General features: G+C 38.4%; 14 protein-coding genes and 1 pseudogene. 12 read left to right on the top strand and 3 right to left on the bottom strand.

Annotation, left to right across the window (positions count from 1 at the left end; translation table 11 throughout):
- Positions 1-134: 134 nt before the first annotated feature.
- Positions 135-1,157: pseudogene (locus P9M13_05210) on the bottom strand (IS4 family transposase).
- Between the two features lie 1,400 nt (positions 1,158-2,557).
- On the opposite strand from P9M13_05210, the gene P9M13_05205 reads away from it, so the two are divergent.
- The 4 genes from P9M13_05205 to P9M13_05190 all read left to right on the top strand — a co-directional run bounded on the left by P9M13_05205 (position 2,558) and on the right by P9M13_05190 (position 9,580).
- A complete protein-coding gene (locus tag P9M13_05205) occupies positions 2,558-6,091 on the top strand; it encodes an HD domain-containing protein (protein ID MDP8262683.1) in 3,534 nt (1,177 codons plus the stop codon).
- A 181-nt stretch (positions 6,092-6,272) separates the two neighbouring features.
- Positions 6,273-6,551, top strand: coding sequence for a hypothetical protein (locus P9M13_05200; protein ID MDP8262682.1), 279 nt, complete (start codon positions 6,273-6,275; stop codon positions 6,549-6,551).
- Between the two features lie 50 nt (positions 6,552-6,601).
- Positions 6,602-8,569, top strand: a complete 1,968-nt coding sequence (locus P9M13_05195) for a hypothetical protein (protein MDP8262681.1) — start codon at positions 6,602-6,604, stop codon at positions 8,567-8,569.
- A gap of 108 nt (positions 8,570-8,677) precedes the next feature.
- On the top strand, positions 8,678-9,580 hold the full coding sequence (locus P9M13_05190; protein ID MDP8262680.1) for a hypothetical protein: 903 nt from the start codon (positions 8,678-8,680) through the stop codon (positions 9,578-9,580).
- A gap of 24 nt (positions 9,581-9,604) precedes the next feature.
- Here P9M13_05190 and P9M13_05185 read toward each other — a convergent pair whose 3' ends face one another.
- Positions 9,605-11,158 (bottom strand): 4Fe-4S binding protein, encoded by a 1,554-nt coding sequence (locus tag P9M13_05185; protein ID MDP8262679.1) that lies wholly within the window; start codon positions 11,156-11,158, stop codon positions 9,605-9,607.
- A gap of 8 nt (positions 11,159-11,166) precedes the next feature.
- Positions 11,167-12,093 carry a DUF362 domain-containing protein gene (locus P9M13_05180; protein ID MDP8262678.1) on the bottom strand — a complete coding sequence of 309 codons (927 nt, stop codon included), beginning with the start codon at positions 12,091-12,093 and terminating at the stop codon, positions 11,167-11,169.
- Between the two features lie 140 nt (positions 12,094-12,233).
- Between P9M13_05180 and P9M13_05175 the strand changes: the two genes are divergently transcribed.
- The 8 genes from P9M13_05175 (at position 12,234) to clpX (ending at position 19,049) form a co-directional block, all read left to right on the top strand.
- Positions 12,234-12,611, top strand: a complete 378-nt coding sequence (locus tag P9M13_05175) for a hypothetical protein (protein MDP8262677.1) — start codon at positions 12,234-12,236, stop codon at positions 12,609-12,611.
- An 11-nt stretch (positions 12,612-12,622) separates the two neighbouring features.
- A complete protein-coding gene (locus tag P9M13_05170) occupies positions 12,623-13,141 on the top strand; it encodes a GspH/FimT family protein (protein ID MDP8262676.1) in 519 nt (172 codons plus the stop codon).
- Positions 13,131-13,541 carry a hypothetical protein gene (locus P9M13_05165; GenBank protein MDP8262675.1) on the top strand — a complete coding sequence of 137 codons (411 nt, stop codon included), beginning with the start codon at positions 13,131-13,133 and terminating at the stop codon, positions 13,539-13,541. The genes P9M13_05170 and P9M13_05165 overlap by 11 nt, the downstream gene beginning before the upstream one ends.
- 17 nt (positions 13,542-13,558) lie before the next feature.
- On the top strand, positions 13,559-14,065 hold the full coding sequence (locus P9M13_05160) for a hypothetical protein (GenBank protein MDP8262674.1): 507 nt from the start codon (positions 13,559-13,561) through the stop codon (positions 14,063-14,065).
- Between the two features lies 1 nt (position 14,066).
- Positions 14,067-15,647, top strand: a complete 1,581-nt coding sequence (locus P9M13_05155) for a type II secretion system protein GspK (GenBank protein ID MDP8262673.1) — start codon at positions 14,067-14,069, stop codon at positions 15,645-15,647.
- 228 nt (positions 15,648-15,875) lie between these two features.
- On the top strand, positions 15,876-17,144 hold the full coding sequence (tig, locus tag P9M13_05150) for a trigger factor (protein MDP8262672.1): 1,269 nt from the start codon (positions 15,876-15,878) through the stop codon (positions 17,142-17,144).
- A gap of 23 nt (positions 17,145-17,167) precedes the next feature.
- Positions 17,168-17,752: an ATP-dependent Clp endopeptidase proteolytic subunit ClpP gene (gene clpP / locus P9M13_05145; GenBank protein MDP8262671.1), complete on the top strand. Its 585-nt coding sequence runs from the start codon at positions 17,168-17,170 to the stop codon at positions 17,750-17,752.
- A 40-nt stretch (positions 17,753-17,792) separates the two neighbouring features.
- Positions 17,793-19,049: an ATP-dependent Clp protease ATP-binding subunit ClpX gene (clpX, locus tag P9M13_05140; protein MDP8262670.1), complete on the top strand. Its 1,257-nt coding sequence runs from the start codon at positions 17,793-17,795 to the stop codon at positions 19,047-19,049.
- Positions 19,050-19,054 lie beyond the last annotated feature (5 nt).

Genomic DNA, 19,054 nt, shown 5'->3' with positions numbered 1-19,054 from the left:
TTTTGCCGTATCCGCAGCTATATATCAACTGCAAAAAAGAACTCTGTCAATCCCATTGGAGTTCTCTCCAACGCCATCGCCGGCAAACCCTTTATGGCAACACTATACAGGGTACCTGAGTAGTTACCTAATTTAAGCTGTTTTTTTATAATTGCTATTAAAACATAAACTGATATAGCAATCCAGATTTGTGTTTTAACTGCGTTTTTTGAAATACCAAAGAACTTTTTAATTCTTAAATGCTGCTTAATCCATTTAAAAAATAATTCAATTTTCCAACGTTGCTTGTAAAGATCCGCGATAGTTTGAGCTGAAAGCATAAAGTTATTTGTAAAAAAAGTTAAACGATTGTTGTTATCTTTATCATAAAAAACGATTTTTCTGAGTTTGTCTGGATAATCATTTGTAGAGTATTTACCTGTTAGAACTATTGTTTGATCACATCGTAATCCAGTTGATCTATCAACATTATGGGAATAAAGCCTTTTATAATGAATATTCTTTTTTGATCGAACTACAAAAAATGAATGAGCTTGATTTAAAGAATAAAGACGTTTAAAAGAGAGATATGCTCTATCCATGATATAGAAAGATCCTGGTTCCGGAATTAAAAAATCAATAAAATTTACATCATGATTTTTAACGCTTGTAATATCGACAACAGATGGTATAGATCCTCTAAGGTCTAGTAATGTATTTAACTTAATACCAGCTTGTTTTTTGCAATAGCTTGCCCATGGAAAAAGGGATAAGCATAGTTCAATAGTAGTTGAATCTAAGGCATAAACAGTTTCTTTAAGATTAATACTAAGATCGTCTTTTGAGTATAAACATCTAGCTCTATGAATTAATACTTGAGCAAAATCGGCATAAATAAGACAATCTCTAGTGTTATTTGCATCTGCTAATGTGCTGCGAGAAACATTACCGCGAATACCTATGTGATAAAGTTTATTTTTCATAGAACGCAAACATGCTTCAATGTCACGTAAACTTTCACGGAACGTTAATTGAGCAAAAGCCATGCAAATAAATTGATCTAAACATGAAAAATTTCTTACTTTGTAATTACCTTGATAACGTTTAACGCATTTTTTAAATTCGTAAATCGGTAAAAAATCCATGATCTGTGAAAATACCATTTTCCCGGAATTCATTGGTCATCTCTTTCTAATTATGACCAAAGTATACAACATCATTCAAATCGAAAAATGATATTTGTTCTATAACTATATATATTTCAAAGAACTATGAAAAATGATATATTTTTAACCGGACACTAGTGGGGTCATACCTATTTATTTAGTTCGGAGTCGGGATATTTACAGCGTAGAGCGTTCTTTTTAGCGTATAGCGTTTAGGAAAGAAATATTTTTAACTATACGCTGTCCGCTATACGCTATGTCATTTAGTTTGGAGTTCGGAGAAAAAAGCATTTAAAAAAAACTTAATAATCAACATGTTAGATGTCTGGTAGTAAATCTTTAAGCTTATATATATTCATTAAATCTGTTATTACAGAGTTCAAACTGCTATCCGTTGGGGCTACCAAATGTGATTCAGGGGAGTTATTCGCATGTAACTGCTTGAATATTCGGGCGGTTACGGGAGTTCGATAAGCTTTTCCGTCGTATTTTACGCCCTCGGGAAATATTACCGTTTGCAATCGTTGTTTTTGATTTAAATCTGAACCTTCCCAAAGTTTTGCCATATTAGATAAGAATTGTGCACAGTAATTTAGGCAAGCTTCAATATCGTTTCTCTCTATGTTGTTTTCATTAAGTTCGATCTTTTGACAAAAATTTGATTCTTGATTCCACCAACTTTTTGTTTGTATACTTCTTCGCTGATAGTGCCTTTTACCATGAGTTCGAATACTCTTGTGTCCATTTGTTTTAACTCATTCAATTCTCTTTCTACGCGTGATGTTTCTCGGATTCTTTCAGATTGAAGTTTTTTCCAATTTTCTTAGTATTTGTTTTTTTATCCTACTGCTACGCAGATACTTAGCAATATCCCTATTGACAAAACAGATTTTATAGTTTATAATATCAATAATGATAAGTAATGTGTTAGGAGTAGGATATTTATATTAGTTTTTATATTTTTATCCTATGTCCTGATATTATTTTTATAAAAAGGAAATTTTTCTTGCGAGAATGCCAGAAAAGAAAATGTTTTTGTGTCTAACCCTAAAGGCTAAACCTTCCTGTGCATTATTAAGGAAGGGTCTAAAAACTAAAAGGTTTAGATACCACGGAGGTACGTTGTGTTTTCCCTAAATGAAATGGATTTTGAGGAAAGAATGAAAAGTAAAGTAACAAGTAAAAAGTTGTTCATAAAGGTTATCGCCCTCGCGGTAATGATATCTTTTCTATGCCAGAATATTGCCTGGGCAATCCCAGACTACAGTCCACAGACTACAGTCCCGAATGATGTGTCCAAAGTAGAATATCTTCGGGATCCCGAAGCAAAACCCCAGTGGGATTCTCCATTCGGGAACCATAGACTGCAGATCGAAAGAAATAAACTTGCTCCTTCTTCAAAGGTTCAGGATTTGGATGATCAGATAGAGATTCAATACGGATTTGTATTAACTGCTATTAATGGCTATTTGGATGAATTGGGTGGTAAGCGGCTGACAGCCAAAAGGCTTGAGGGAATACAGAGAAAACTTAAGGAAAAATTACCTAATATCTGCTGGTTTGAATGCAAGCATGGTTTTGAATTTGCTATCGGGCGCCAGTATCACTTTGTTAAATATGAAAGAGGCAAACTAAAACGTGTTTCAGATCCACTGGATTCCGTCATGGACAGCAAAGATGCCGGCGGAAATGTTCACAAACTACGTGTAATCGTATGCAATCAAGAAAATATACCTATCCTGAAAGAAGCCTTTAGATCTTGGTCAAGAGATAAGGATGAAATCAAGGTCTCTATGGTAAGGGATTTTTTAACCAGTCTGGATATAGATACCACTAAGGATTATTTGAAAAAAATGAAAAATGAGAATTCCGTTGCAATGGTCATTATTGATGACAATGGGATTGCCTGCGGTTACAGAGAATTACCCCGCGCCAAAGTTGAAGATTCATTAACAGCCGAAGCAGATCCGCACACGAAACTAACATCTGAAGAGATGGAAATCGAAAGAGAACAACTAATAGATCTTATCAAAGCCACAGTCGAAGAACTTAAAACTAAAGATATAAATACGGTCTACTATCCCGGCATAGGAGAAGATATTGAGAGGGTTCTTTTAGGTACTAATGCTCAAACTATAGTAGGCGTTGATCCTCTGGAATACCTAACCAAAGAGGACATTATAGAAATATACGGGTCAAAAATTAAAAACCTGGGTGGAAAAAACATAGCAATTGACGAAGCAGGCACTCTCGGAAACGGCGGCAAGTTAATCTTCAGCTTTAATTTTGAAGGCGAATCAAAAAACAAACCGAGAAAAATTATTTTATACCGCGAAGATTTTACTAAATATACACCTGATAAGATAGGAGAGACAAAAGACGGTTATGATATTTGCTTTGGTTTTGGGGTTCAACTCGATCTGTTTACTCAAGAGTTTATAAATGCTTGCCTATTGCCATTGGATGAAAATGGTTTATTTTTATGTCATGATATTACTGCTGATTTCCGTGAACTATCCGAATTAAATTTACCACTTGCAAATAAAACACCATTAAATTTGCCAAATGTAGGCCCTCATTATGTATGGATTAAATCAAAGGAGCGTGAACCTGCTCAAATTGCCAAAATCCGTAAGAGTTTTGTGAATGGCATAAATAATATCGTAGAGCCTGCTTATTTTACTAAGGGAAAAGTCAAAATGGCTAAACCTACCAAAGCTGAGGAAGAAGAAGCAAAATTTGCTGGTTTGGAAAAAATAACATTTGAAGATATAAATAAATTGAAAAATATGCCCAATTTTAAAAGATTGGGTCAGGTTTTAGGTTTTACAGGTATAGGTCCCGACATGGAAAGAAAACACGTTACAAGTTTAGCAGTAAAAGGGCATGACTTGAGAGTTGCTAAGGTATCTCGCACAATAGCTGAACGTTTTGGAGCAAAACCTGAGTTAGCTGAATTTATAGGACTAACACATGATTATGCTGCTTTACCTTTTCGCCATTTTATGAATTTGGGAAGCTTGGGAAAAAAGCAAAAAGAAGCAGGTTACAATGCAAAACAGCATAATATTGATTTATTGGAACAAGATGGGTTCTCATTGTCAGAAGCATTAAAGATTGATCTATTGAATTTTGATATAAACACAAAAGCTAAAATATCTGATGAGGCAAAAATTGCTATTGCATGTGAGAGTGTTGAAGGCGCTGTTGAAGATATTATGTTTGGTTTGAAATACGGGTTATTTACTTATAATGATATTCCAAAATCTATTTTAGGTCTTTTACATTTGGATAAAATTGGTCAATCTGAGCTGGAAAAACGCATTGATAAGGATTTTGACAATGTTGTTGTTGAGGTTGCTTTAGGTGCTTTTTTAAAAGAAGACCTAGAATTTATTGCTGCACTTGTTAACAAAGCAACCACAGTAAAGAATACATGCAGACGCGATTTAATTGTAGAAAAGATATTTAAGGTGTCTAATACACCTGAGGCAATAGCAGCGGCTGAAGAGGTTCTTGTTCCTGTTTATGAGAATTATATAAGGCAATACAGGAAAGATCACCCGGGGATTAAAGATGAAAGTCTCGCAGTCTTACATGCGATAGATCAAATGGTCAAGATGTCAGATGACGATGTTGTTAAGTGGACAAGACTTAAAGGCAGTCGTCCTGATCTGGAAGTATATCCGATCGTTTGGGATATTTTTTATCCTATGCTGAATGATTTGATTATAGTTTGTAACGAAGAGATGTCAGAACGTTTTGTATCAGACCGCACAGAAGTACCTGCAAAGGTGTTTATTGATGGCATTGAAAGAACAGATGCTCCCAGACCTGTTTTGGATATTGCAGAAACTGTAACACCAATAGAAGAGGATAGTAAATATGATCAAGTATCAACATATTCTTATGGCAATTATTTGTTTAATGCAATGTTTGTTGTTTTTAAGGATAGAAAAATATTTCATCGGGCAGGCGAACCTGTTTTTGCTCCCGAGCAAAAATATACAATGATTGTCAGGTGGAAAGATAAAGAAAAAGGTATTACATCTGAAGATGTTACATTTGAAAAAGAAAAAACAACTAATGAGGTTAAAGTATATATAAAAGGTTTAGAAGGCGATCAGGCCGGAAATATTGAACTGGCATTTTTTGGAGAGAGATTGATACATAAAGGTAAACCCGTTTCATGGGAAGAGATATATAACCAGTTTGATGATATGTTTCACTTGTACCTGTTTCCGCAAATTGTTCAGGATAAGGCCTGGAAGGACGGGATTGGTTGGACGGAACTCTTCTTATCGCTGCCTAAAAAAGATCATCCTGTAGACAGAAAAAAATTATTGGATGTATTGAATAATGATGGTCTTTTAGAAAATATTGATTTACAGCCATATTTTAACGACGGCTACACCCTCGAGCAAATTAAGGAGTATGGACTTGAGGCCGAACATCGTGGTTATTGGGAAAAGGAAGGAAAAGGACCTTTAAAAGAAGGAGAGTATAGTATTGTTGATAATCGTTTTTTGAATGTGCGTCTCATAAAGTCACGTTATCCTCATAATCTAATAGGTATTACCAAAAGAGGCAATATTGTAATGATTAACCTAACAGGAGATAAAGGAAAAGAAATTGGTTATACCATAGAAGAAGTACAGGCCATAGTTGCAAAAGAAAGCAGTAAAAGAAATGACCCTATACAGGAATTATTCTTATTAGCAAATGGACCAGATGTCATAAAACGGGTTAATGGCAAGTTTGTCTCAAAAACTGCCGGTGCCAGAGACAAAGTAACAGCAGTAATCGTATTGGCGGCAAAAGTTGCCAAAGCTGAGGAAGAAAAACCTGTTGTTTTAACACCCGAAGCCGAAAAGTTGCTGCCGGCACGGACGGTAGATATAAATTCATACAGTGAATCAAAAAAAGGAGTAGAAAGTGCAGCATAATTCATTCCTATTTTATCTGCTAAATCCTTAAAGGAGATTATTTTTGCTCCATACTTTTCCATAGACATACCTTTTCTTTTCCTTTAAACCATATTCCTTCCTGTTAGGGTGGAAGCGCGCCATTGTAACCCGCTATTGAAGCGACAGCGGGCGCGCAGGGGCGCGAAAAGATAAACAATCCATGACATGCCTCCGAGTTATCGGAGCTACTTCTACCCACAAGGCACAATTCTATGGAAATCAATTTGCGGGTAGAAATAGACCCCGACAGGTCTGGGTGCAAGCCATTCCGAATAAAGTTATAGTTATTTATGGTGCAAGAAGATGTGGAAAATTGTATGTATATGAGATAGAATATGGTGATAAAAAAGTAAAAGTGCCGACTAAATGGAAAAGTGCTTATGAAAAGGCTTTATATACATTGATCAATACTGAAAATTATCTAGATTTTGTTTGTTAAAATATATTTAAATTGGTATTGGTATAGTAGTATGGAAGGGACTAATTTGTATGAAACGAAATATATATATTGTTCTTATAGCAGTGCTTGTTCTCTTAATATGTGTGCTCAGCGCATATCTCCTGAAAAGAGAAACTTCTGAACAATATGATCTGAAGAAAGTTTCTGAGGAAGCTTCTCAGAAAGCAGTATCTACGGCGCCGCAGCCATTGTCTCCTGTGCTGTTACAAGGGTTTCCAAAGCTGATTACGATGAACGATCTGGGTGGATATCCCCTGAGTGAGGAAGAAAAACGGGAAGTGCTTAAAACATGCACAGTACTCAATAAAGCCATAGAGCATGCGGCTGTGGATACAGCGGTGAAGCAGGCTAATGCCATACGTTTATACGGTTTAAAGGATTTATCGAACAGCGCATTTATCGTTATAGCTGATAGTGCCGGGAATATTTATGACCAGGAACTGTTTGCAGATAAACTTGACGAAATGCTGAATCCTTCCGCGAGTATTGTTTACGACAAAGTCTTGAGTGATGCTATCCAGTCAGATAACAGTGATATGGTTATCCGTATGGTTGATAAGCTTGAGATGCTTCCTGATGCTAGAGGTTCGTGGCTGAAAGGGATGCGATATCTTATGAAAGCTGCTCAGGAAAAAAACGATATGGATCAGCTTATTCGTTTATCGAGTAAATTGTTTTATAATGCTGATTTCGATGGTGCTCGGGGTGGTTTTGAAAATTGTATGGCTTGCGAAGAGGATCCAAAAAAACGTATAGATATAGCACTTGAGTATGAAAGTTTTGGATTCAATCTGTTTACAAGAAAAGAAATAAGTGAGCTTCTTCAAAATGCCCTCCAGGCACGTAATGATAATGCAACTGTCAGATTCCTTGATGTTGCCTATGATATAACGCCCGCTAATGCTATTGGTGCAAACTTTAGTTATTTAAATACACTGATTAATGAAAATAAGCCGCTTAAAACCATTATTGATGCAAGTGTGCGTCTTGCGCACAGTGATGATAAAGCAGTGAAAGAACGTTTCCTGAATCTGTGGCGTGCCCGTGCAGCTCAAGCTCAAAAAGACAAAAATCCACATGATATTGAACTCATCGCCGATTACTGTGCATTAAACAATGATAAAAACACCCGTCTTTTTGCTCTTGACCTCTACGAGGACCTTCTTTTGAGGGATACGATAGGTGTTGAGAAGAAAATGATGCTTTTGCAAAAAGTTACTGAATTGGGAACGGACGCACATCCGGTTCTTGAAAAAGAGGCGCCCAAGATCATTGCGGAGGCCGAACAAAAAGAAGTACCTACAATGGTGCAGTATGTGTCATGGATGTTTCTTGGTAGCGAATCACCGCTATTGAAAACAGTGGGATTAAAAGGATATACCAATAGTGGCAAGAAACTTATCGCTGAAGGTAATTTCATTGATGCTATGCAGGTCGGCAAGAATCTTTTACGCATTGAAGGAAATAAAAATGCACAGGTAAACGGTAAAAAAATATGGTGCCAAGCATATGGCGAGTTGGTGAATAAAAAAGAATATGGGCAGCAGGCTATCAATGATGGATTAGATATGCTTTCGGCAAGTAACGATACTGAGCTTCAGGAAAGTGCACAGATGGGGATTTTAACGTGCCTTGATGCCATTAAAGATGATGATTCTTTAATGCGCCTTGATATTGTTTCGCGGCTCATTGCGGTAAATGATCCGGTTTTGAAAAAAAGTGCGGATGAAATTATTAGTGATGTGTATGAAGAAGCAATATCCTTACAAGAGCCGGAAGTTACTCTTGTTGTTGCAGAGCGTTTTATTGCCTCCGGTGAGGAAGATCTGAGGGCTAAGGCAGTCACGCTTCTTGAGAAATTGTGGGATGCCTACAAGAATGGTGCTGAATATTCTCCTGAATTTGTAGAACATATGATTAATCTTATGAGTGTTTCAGGTGATGCAACACTTGTCGGTATTGCTGATAAAAGCATTGGGAATGTTCCTGAGGAATAAGATACAGCTGTGCAGGGCTTTAGCCCTGCGAGTATGCAAGGCTGAAGCCTTGCTCTACAGTTGTCATTAATACATCAATGAAAAAGCGGCAGAAAGTAGGGTGTTTACATGAAACGGGTCTTAGCTATAGCATGTATGATTATCTTTAGTTCAGGTGTTGCGTTTTCCCAGACTGATGAGTCGATAGAAATACAGAGACTTGTTCCCATGGGAGGAAATCTGCACGGCTGGAATCTCAATGGAGATGTAACTCATTTTGATGCCCAGAATCTGTATCTCCATATTAATGGTCAGGCAGAAATGTACCTTGATTACGGTTTTGTCATAATGGTGAGCGCTGACTATGAGAAAAAAGGGGATAAAGGTATTGTCTCTGTTGATATATATGATATGGGGGATAAGGACCATGCGTTAGGTATATATACTGCTGAAAAAGACGGTACTGCAACAAAAGTGGCTGTGGGTGCCCAGGGGTATATGAGCGCCTATATTCTTAATTTCTGGAAAGGACCATACTATATAAAGGTATTTGCCTTAGCAGGAGTTCAAGATCTTAAGAAAGTCTTGCTTGCCTTTGCTGAAGCAATAGATAAAAAGATGCCCAGTGATACGTCTTTACCTATGCGTGCATTACGGCTCAATAAAGAGGGTATCATACCCGGCTCAACAATGTTTTTCCCTAAAGGTTTTCTTGGGCACGGGTTTATTAATAATACATATAGCGCGCAATATTCTTTTGGTGATGACAATGAAGTGCGTATGTTTATATCTGAATACAAGAGCTCCGAAGCGGCACTTGCCGCTTTTCGCAAGTATCGTGATTTTGTTTCAAAAGATAAAGATAAACGATATGAGGAGCTCAAAGGGTTTGGTGAGATAAGTTTTTATTATGGCGATCGCTTTAATAAAGAATATATCATTGTGAAAAAAGATACATATCTATGCGGTGCAGTCGGTGATACATTAGTAGGGCCTCAGCGGACGCTCTTAAAAGATATTATTCCTGAGTAAAGGTTTTCAACCTTTACATTTTCATTAGAGCAGCAGACGGTTTGTCTTTGATCGTACTTCTCCAATGCTCGTTACATATATTGCCGGTTTATCCAATACCGGACAGACATTTTCACATATCGAACATCCAATGCATAGTGCCGGGTCAACATGCGGTTGAGCGATTAATATCGTTTTTCCGTTTCTGTCTTTTATCTCCACTTTTTCAGTCCAGATCGCTTTTATCGGTGTGGGGCAGTGTTCCTCACAAACAATGCATGGTTTGTTATATGCGTAGGTAAGACAGCGTGACTTATCAATGCATGCGGTACCGATCTTTACCGTTTGTTTTTTTGTAAGAGATAACTCGGTAATTGCCTTTGTCGGGCATGCTTGGCCGCACACGGTACAGTTGTATTCACAATATCCTTTTTGTCCAACACCAGTAGGTGAGAACATCCCTTCAACACCTGCTTCAAGCAGTGTCGGCTGGAGAAAATTTGTCGGGCATGCTCTCATGCAATTACCGCATTTGATGCATGCAGCTAAAAAGTTCGGTTCGGGAATTGCTCCGGGTGGTCGAATGAGCTTCGGGTTTACTCTTTTTGCCCAAAATTGTTGTCTTAAAAGAGGGACTGAAAGAATCCCCAGTAATCCGCTTGAAATAATCCGTCTTCTGCTGATATCGAGTGCTGGTTCTGTTGCCTTTCTTTTTCCCATTACAAAAGAGAGTGCTTTTTCCGGGCATTCAGTGGTGCAGTTCAGACACATAACGCATTCGCTTGCGATCCATCCGTCTTTTATATGCGGATTGCATGCCCCTTCACAGTGATGTGTGCATGAGGCGCAATGTGTGCATTTGTCATTCATTTTTAGGCGGAGAAAAGAAATGTGTGATATGAGCCCTAACAGTGCGCCAAGCGGACAGATGACTCTGCACCAGTATCGTGAACGGTAAAGATTAAGGAATACTATTGCTAAAAAGATAATTGTTAGAAGTAATGTGTAAGAAAAATGGGGCGTAAAAAAGTAAAAGACGTTATTTTTTATTACGTACAGGGTGTTTCCTGCGAGATTTGTCACACTATCATTGTTAATCGCGAACAAAAGATCGAAAAAGCGGGTAGTGACGAACTGTACGATTGGTATAACTCCTAAGGTGAATGAACGTCCAAAAAATGAAAACGGGTCAAGTAACCCTATCTGGTTTACTGAAAAAATTGTACCGGCAAGAAAAAATATGAGTATTAGATATTTAATTTTTTGTATCGGTGAATAGATGTCAGGCGCTGGTTTTTTCAGTTTTCGTTTTTTAAGGTATCCGACAAATTGGTTTAATGCGCCAAAAGGACATACCCAGCCGCAGAAAACTCTGCCGAAGAATAAGGTCGCAATAACGGTGATAAGTGATAGTAGGGTAGCAAAAACAATCTTATGTGTCGCGAGAATATTTGCAAGGCCGATCAATGGATCAATATAAAAAAAGAAGTTTATGTTTTCATCAAGCGTGTTCATTCCTGATTTATCTTCAGCTAAAAAGAAGAGTGCCAGAAATACTATAAAAAACACGAGTTGTGATATGCGTCTTAAATGGATCATAATGTATATTATGTTACCGTATGAATGAGTTCTTTATATCTTAGTTTATTGTAGTCCATAGTTCCCAGGCCTCTTTTTTCTGCGTTAACAATATAGCCCAGGTCAGAGCCTTTCATGCTAAACAGTGTTGCGGCTAAGCTGTCTGCTGCAACAGGGTCGGTTGACGCTATGATGGTATCTTTTACAACAACATCATTCAAGTTTCCGCCTGTGGGGCCGTTACGGACAAGTATGCGTATCGCATCAATAATCGTCAGTGTCGGCTTGAAATAACATGCCAGATCAGAGATTGTTTCATTAATATCCTGATGGAGCTGGTTTCTCGCTCCGCCAACCGCGCCAAACCAGTTTTTCATGCCAAGAGTGAGTTTTGCAAGGGCGTGATTTTTTGCAATCGGGACATTGATGATTTTATCGGCACTGATAATCTCTCTGTTAACCGGCCAATCTTTTATTACGTTGCCGTTGATGTTCATTTCTTTGAATTCCCATTTCTCAGAGTAGAAAAGTTCCGCGCCTGTTTCTTTTGCAACCTGGTGAGCGCCGGATAAAGCGAATGTTTTTCTTGGATCGTTACAGGTGTTATCAGTGATCCTTACTTTTTTAGCTCCTGCTTGAAAGCAGAGTTCTATGATCGTTCTTAAGACTGTCGGGTTTGTGTTTGCCGCTTGTTCCGGTGTGCGTGCCCATCCAAGGTTTGGCTTTATCATTACGATATCACCTTTAGTTATAAAACGGTTAATGCCTCCCACGAGGTCGATAGCGGTTTTTACATTTTTTGGTATATCAGAATTTTTAACAAGTGCGATATCGTATGGCGGGGTCTTTTCAGCAAAGAGTGATTGCACAGACATGTTCTTCAAAGAGCCGCTGCCAAAAAGGTAGGTGCCGACTCCTGTTAAAGAAAGTAATTTAAGGAATTTTCTTCTATTCATATGCGTTCATTATACCATATTTGCCATTATTTGTTAATTCAAAAATGTACTAATAAATCTGCGTAAAATATGTTTTATTTACTCTATATTTTGTTATTATAGGTGGACCGCACATGAATGACTATAATAGGGGTGTTTGTATGAATACCATTAAGAGATCTGACGGGTTAAGTATTGTGCAACTTATACTGTTAATAGTGCTTTTGGTTGTGCTTGCATTAAGCGCTATACCGGTATACTTTAACGTGGTATTGCAGACGCAAAAAAACCAGGAACGTGATGATGTGGGATATGTGCGTGACGGCATTGCGTTTTACGCCAGAGGACATAACCGTATTTTTCCGGGTACATTAGATGGTGCTCAAAGCGGTGATGCTTCGATAGTGAATCAGTTTTTTACGCGTGTGTTGGTTAAAGACGGGGTGTCAAACGGATGGGTCAAAGACGGCCCGTTTCTGTATAGAGGACCCACAGAGAGATTGTATAAATATAACGATCAAGACGGAACATTTAAATAAGTATATTTTACATGATAAAAAAATATAACAGCGGATTTACCATATTAGAAGCGCTTATACTCTTAATTGTTCTTACTGTATTTGTAGTTATTATTGCACTTTCAATATCTCCTTACAGAAAATTGCAGTTGAAAGGCGCTGCAAACAGATTTGCTTCCGATATACGTATCTGTCAGCAATACGCCATGCAAAAAAACAGTTGTTATCTCATGCAGTTTGATAAAAAACATCATGGATATACCGTTAAACGCGTGAAAGATGCCCTCGTGGTAGACATTAAAGACCCTTTTAAAAAGAATGAGCCGTTTAAAGTCGATTTTTATACGGGAAGCACCAAAGGGATTAAAATAAAAGACATTAATTTTAATGGTGGTAATGAGCTTCGGTTTTCACCTCGAGGCGTACCAATGGATAAACGGGATGTTCCTCTTGCATCTAATGGATCGGTAACATTAGAAAACGCGTCCGGTACAGTCTCGATCATTGTTAGTCCTGATACGGGAAGGGTAGCTCAAAGTTTTGATAAATAAAAAAACAAAGAATAAACATAATGGTTTTTCCTTCATTGGTATAGCTACGTTTACTGTGCTTGTTGTTGTTACGATAGCTATTGTCTTTGGCCTTGTTGCAACTATTGCACGAAGTGGTTCTCATGCAATTATTCGTGCGCAGGCTACAAGTCTGGCCCAAGCCGAGATAGAGTTTGTCGTCGCTCAGCCCTTTGACAAGATAGTTCAAGAACCCGCTCGGGACGTTCGTTTGTCTGATGGAACAATGTCCGTGTCCAAAAAGGTAAGTTATGTTAACGGACCTCAAGATCTTACTCGGCCGGTAAAAGAAAAAACAATGTATAAAAAAGTTACCGTTACTGTTTCTCATAAAAAAATTCGCAGTGTTGTATTTGAAACAGTGAGAGCAAAAAGAAAATAATAAGGAATTTAAAAGGTATGAAACAGCAGTTTCTGCGAGATAAACAGGGTTTTTCTGTTATTGAGGCATTAATTACGTCGGTAACGCTTATCGTTGTCGGGAGTATTATTATCTATGCGTTAGCGGCCGGTATTAATGGCTATATCGCGACACTTAAGCGGGAAAATACTTTTTCTCCATTGCGCAACGCATTAACGCGTATTGAAAAAGATATCAGGGAAGTTGCTACGTTAAAAGATGTGCATTATGCCTCACGCGATATGTTTACCTTTAAAGATATTCATAACAAGCTCGTTGAATTTACTTTTAATAAGAATGCTATTTATCTTAATAAACGTGTTCTCGTTTCAGGTATTTCCGGAGGGCGTTTCACTTATTATGACAGTAATGGTAAAGAGATCAGTGAGCCGAGTGTAGCGCCAAATCCTACTGATCTCAGATTTGTAGGGATTGAGATGCAAGTCAGCGGCAAAAATCCACTTACTTTAAAAACAGTGATTTGTCCCCGAACACTAAGGAAATAGTATGACGTGGTATTATAGAAAAAAAATAATGGAGCGGCGTGGTGCAGGTGTGCTGATATCATTTTTTATCATGGTATCACTCATTTTTGTTATTGTGTTTTTAGCCTCGCTTATTGCCGCGAAAAGTAAGCTGAGTAACCTCTCTCATTCGTCCAGACAGGCATTGTCTATTGCTGAGTCAGCGGCAGATATCGGTATGCGTTCAATACGTGACGATGTTGGTGCTCGTCCACAAACAAAGAACCCGTATAATTATGGGTATGTGTCTGGGGTAGGGATTGATCCGACGAAGTGTTCTATGCCCGATATGGTACGTGCAGTAAGTTCATATTCCGCTAATAATGATGAGCATGTAGTTTTAAGTACCCCTGGAAGCTCTATTGAAGTGTATGATTTTCCTCGCTTGGGTAGTTATCTGGGGACGCGCATCTATGATGTAAAGGTTGGGGTGCGTGCAGTGCGGACTAAACCTACTGATCGGTCGTTACTCACAGTATCTATATCAAAAGATGGCGGTCGTGTGTGGCATGATGCTCCTAATGACATTGAAATGGGTGACGGATGGTCAAAAAAAGGTGAAGATATTCATTTTCTATCGTTATCACAAAAATATTTATCGTGGAAAACACTCTATAATCCTGATCAGGTGCGCATCAAGATAACGAAAAAAGGCGGCCAGGCGTCAGTTTTAGTTGATCATCTCTTTTTATTGATTACGGTAGAAATTGATACGATTACGGAACCGTGGAGTACTGCTTCATATATTAGTTTGCCTGCAGTTTGTTTGGGCGGGAGTATTGATACAATACATATTGAAGCTGAATCAGGCAAGGTGCATCTGAATACTGCACCGCTTGCGCTAATTACATCGCTTTTTATGCAATACGGTGTTAGTCAAGAAATTGCAGTACAGTGCGCTCAGAACATTATTGCATACCGGGATAAAAAGCCGATTACGCATATTGAGGAATTGCTGTTGATTGATGGGATCTCGCCGAGTGTTTATAATGTTGAGGTTGTTGATCCTGATCGGGGTTCACGAAAACTTTTTGATGATATTACCGTATATTCGTGGATAAACAGTTTTGCGGGTAATCGTGCACCGATTAATATCAACACAGCCTCTCATGAAGTGCTTGCTGCGGTATGTACCCCTATAATCGGTTCTGATAAAGCAGTGCTCCTTGCACGGGATATTATTGCCAAAAGGGGTGATCTTCCCTTTGCATGTATTAGTGCCACGTATCCCGAAAACAAAAATATGAGTTATGCTGACTTTATTACAAAAAGGACATATCTTTTAATATCGGATAAAGAGGCGCTTGTCCTCAGTGCTGATTTTTCGCGAGGACATAATACCTTGAAAGGTAACACAGCGCAGTTTTCATTTTATTCAAATAGTTTTCTTATTAACGGAAAAGGCATGTACCCAAAGCATGCTGACGGTGTAACAAGGGGTGTTAGAGTCTTATATGGCGATATTTATGATTATGAGTCTATGATATTTTCTCAGGTTGGGTCTCTCCGCAATAGTGTTATTCCCGGTGAGGTAGGTTTTTCTGGCTACTGGGTAGAAGAATAGGGGGGTAAAGCCCTAAGATGCTCAACATGTGTGTTTTATAAAGTATTTTAAGCTCTTTTTTCTCCCTTTTGTACGTGCTGGGACGACCGGAAGCCCGTATTGGTAAATAATTCCCAAATATATTGACTTTAACACGGTTCTTGCATATTATTACTGTCCGCCTGATGCAGGTTTTATATAGATAGATGTAGAAATTTGAACTTATATAATTGAAAAGGAGTGATTTTTGTGAATGTGAAGATAAAAGAAGTAAAAAAATACAAAAAGATACTGAGCGTTGAAGTTCCTCTGGAAGATGTTCAGAAAGTATTTAATGATGTGTATCGCGAAATAAGCAATTCAGCGAATATGCCCGGTTTTCGTAAAGGGAAGATTCCTATGGATGTTGTAAAAAAACATTATAAGGCTGATGCTGAGCAAGAAGTGTTAAAACGTTTGTTGCCATCTGCTTATTCTCAAGCTGTTGAGGAAAATAATTTACGTCCTGTATTACAGCCTACTATTAATAAAGTAGATTTTAAGCCTGATAGCCCCCTTACCTTTGAAGCGGAAGTAACGGTACGTCCGGAGATTAAGCTGCCGAAATATAAGGGTATTGATATTGAACTTAAGAAAATGGATGTGCAGGATAAAGATGTTGATAGTGCCGTAAATAATCTGCTTGAACGTAACGCAACTTTTGAGCCGATCAGTGATCGTGGTGTCGAGATGGGGGATTTTGCACAGCTTGACTATGAAATATTTGTTGATGGTGCGTCGATTGATTCCGCAAAAGATCTGTTGTGGCCTATTGAAGAGAAGGGTTTTTATCCAAACTTCGCTCAAGGTCTTGTTGGGGCTAAAATCGGTGAGGCAAGAGACATAGATACTACTTTACCTAAAGAGTATATGAAGGAAGAGTATCGCAATAAAAAAGCGGTTATTAAAACGACGGTAAAAGAAATTAAAGTTAAAAAGATTGCTGAACTGAACGATGAATTTGTTAAAGAGCTTGGCATGGATATCAATTCAGTAGATGATTTAAAGACAAAGATACGTGAAGAGATGTCCCGCTATAATGATGATATCAAGCGGATGGATAAGGAAAACAAAATATGCGAATTCCTTGTTAAGAAAACGTCGATCGAAGTGCCGCCGGAACTCGTTGAAAAACAAGTTGATTTTCTTGTTCAAGACGAAAAGCAACGGCATCAGCAGCATCAGGCAGCAGAAGTGACTGATGAAGCTAAGCTCCGTGAATCGCTCAAAGAAAAAGCGGAAAGTCAGGTAAAACTCTACTTTGTTCTTGAAGTTTTGGCTGAAACAGAAAATATCAGTGTAACAGATCAGGATGTTGATGAGCGAATAAAAGAAATTGCTGCACGTATGGGTAAAAACTACATGGATGCAAAAAAACATTTTGTTTCAGATGGGAAAATTGAAACCCTTAAAGACAAGATTAGAGAAGATAAAGTTATTCGTTTCGTTGGGGAACAAGCACAAGTAAAAGAAAAATAATTATAACGTTAAGAGGAGGCATTATGCTCGTACCAATGGTTATTGAAACAACCGGTAGAAGTGAACGTGCGTATGATATCTATTCACGATTATTGAAAGATAGGATCATATTCCTTGGTACCGCGATCGATGACATGGTTGCAAACCTTGTTGTTGCTCAAATGCTTTTTTTACAGATGGAAGACCCGGATAAAGATATTAATGTTTACATTAATTCTCCTGGCGGATCTGTCACAGCAGGGTTGGCAATATACGATACAATGCATTTTTTAAAATGTCCGGTGACCACATACTGTGTGGGGCAGGCGGCAAGCATGGGTGCAGTACTGCTCTCTGCCGGCACAAAAGGTAAGCGTTATGCGCTTCCTCATGCGCGTATTATGATACACCAGCCATGGGGTGGTGCGCAGGGTTCTGCCGCGGACATTACCATTCAGGCAAGAGAAATTAACCGTTTAAAAGAAGATCTCAATAAGCTTTTGGCAAGTGACACCGGTCAGGATATAGAGGCGATCACCAGAGATACTGATCGTGATTTCTTCATGTCCGCACAAGAAGCTAAAGACTATGGGTTGGTCGATGCTGTTGTTGAAACGGTGAAAAAGTAATAGTTTAAATATGTATTATGTAAGAGTGTAAGGATCAAAAATGGCAAAATTTAATGACAAAAACTCTGCACGCTGTTCATTTTGCGGTAAAGGTCAAAAAGAAGTCAATAAATTGATATCCGGACCGGGTGTCTATATATGCAATGATTGTGTGCATTTGTGTAAAGATGTCCTTGATAAAGAAAAGGTGAAAGTAGTTGAGCCGGAGGCTCCCCGTAAAGAGTTTGTTGTTCCTAAACCTGTTAATGTTAAAGAATTCCTTGATGAATATGTTATCGGCCAGGAACATGCAAAAAAGCGTCTTGCGGTTGCAGTGCATAACCACTATAAACGTATTAATAGTACGGTTGATACAAGCGATGTTGAAATAGAAAAAAGCAATATTCTTCTTGTCGGTCCAACGGGAACCGGGAAAACACTGCTTGCCCGGACACTGGCAAGGTATCTTGAGGTGCCGTTTGCGATAGCTGATGCGACAACGTTGACTGAAGCAGGCTATGTCGGTGAAGATGTTGAGAATGTTGTGTTAAAACTTTTGCAGAGTGCTAATTATGATCCTAAAAAAGCTGAACTCGGTATTGTCTATATAGATGAGATTGATAAGATAGCAAAAACAACTGATAATGTTTCTATAACCAGAGACGTGTCGGGTGAGGGAGTGCAGCAAGCGCTTTTGAAGCTTGTTGAGGGGACAGTTGCTAATGTTCCGCCAAAAGGTGGCAGGAAACATCCTCATCAGGAATTTATACAGGTGGATACCTCACACATTCTCTTTATCTGTGGTGGTGCGTTTAACGAGTTGCCTCAGATTATTAAGCGACGTTTAGGTAAAAGAGTAATGGGTTTTGGTACTGATCTTACCCGCATTGATAAAAAGAATGTGGGCGAAGTACTCGAGATGGTTGAACCTGAAGATCTCTTAAAGTTCGGATTAATACCTGAGTTTATTGGACGATTCCCGGTGGTTGCTACATTGGGTGAACTGACTAAAGAGGATTTAATACATATTCTCACACAACCGAAAAATGCCTTAATTAAGCAATATAAAAAATTATTTGAAATAGAAGGTGTTGGCCTTGAGTTTACCGATGATGCATTGACTGCACTGGTAGAAAAGGCGATTACAAAAGGTATGGGTGCACGTGCGCTTCGTTCGATAATGGAAGATATGATGCTGCATATTATGTATGATGTTCCTTCGCGTAAAGATGTGCAAAAATGTGTTATCACAAAAGAAGCGGTAGAAGGAAAAATACCGCCCCTTATGGTCGAATCAAAGAAAAAACGCTCAGCGTGATTGGT

The organism is Candidatus Ancaeobacter aquaticus, from assembly GCA_030765405.1.
GTDB lineage: Bacteria > Auribacterota > Ancaeobacteria > Ancaeobacterales > Ancaeobacteraceae > Ancaeobacter > Ancaeobacter aquaticus.
The sequence above is the reverse complement of the archived record's forward strand: the minus strand, read 5'-3'. Positions and strand labels throughout refer to the sequence as shown.

Bases quoted from the DNA above. Each gene is read 5' to 3' on its own strand.
- P9M13_05200 (MDP8262682.1), top strand. From the start codon at position 6,273: ATGACATGCCTCCGAGTTATCGGAGCTACTTCTACCCACAAGGCACAA.
- P9M13_05195 (MDP8262681.1), top strand. From the start codon at position 6,602: ATGAAACGAAATATATATATTGTTCTTATAGCAGTGCTTGTTCTCTTA.
- P9M13_05190 (MDP8262680.1), top strand. From the start codon at position 8,678: ATGAAACGGGTCTTAGCTATAGCATGTATGATTATCTTTAGTTCAGGT.
- P9M13_05185 (MDP8262679.1), bottom strand. From the start codon at position 11,158: ATGATCCATTTAAGACGCATATCACAACTCGTGTTTTTTATAGTATTT.
- P9M13_05180 (MDP8262678.1), bottom strand. From the start codon at position 12,093: ATGAATAGAAGAAAATTCCTTAAATTACTTTCTTTAACAGGAGTCGGC.
- P9M13_05175 (MDP8262677.1), top strand. From the start codon at position 12,234: ATGAATACCATTAAGAGATCTGACGGGTTAAGTATTGTGCAACTTATA.
- P9M13_05170 (MDP8262676.1), top strand. From the start codon at position 12,623: ATGATAAAAAAATATAACAGCGGATTTACCATATTAGAAGCGCTTATA.
- P9M13_05160 (MDP8262674.1), top strand. From the start codon at position 13,559: ATGAAACAGCAGTTTCTGCGAGATAAACAGGGTTTTTCTGTTATTGAG.
- P9M13_05155 (MDP8262673.1), top strand. From the start codon at position 14,067: ATGACGTGGTATTATAGAAAAAAAATAATGGAGCGGCGTGGTGCAGGT.
- clpP (MDP8262671.1), top strand. From the start codon at position 17,168: ATGCTCGTACCAATGGTTATTGAAACAACCGGTAGAAGTGAACGTGCG.
- clpX (MDP8262670.1), top strand. From the start codon at position 17,793: ATGGCAAAATTTAATGACAAAAACTCTGCACGCTGTTCATTTTGCGGT.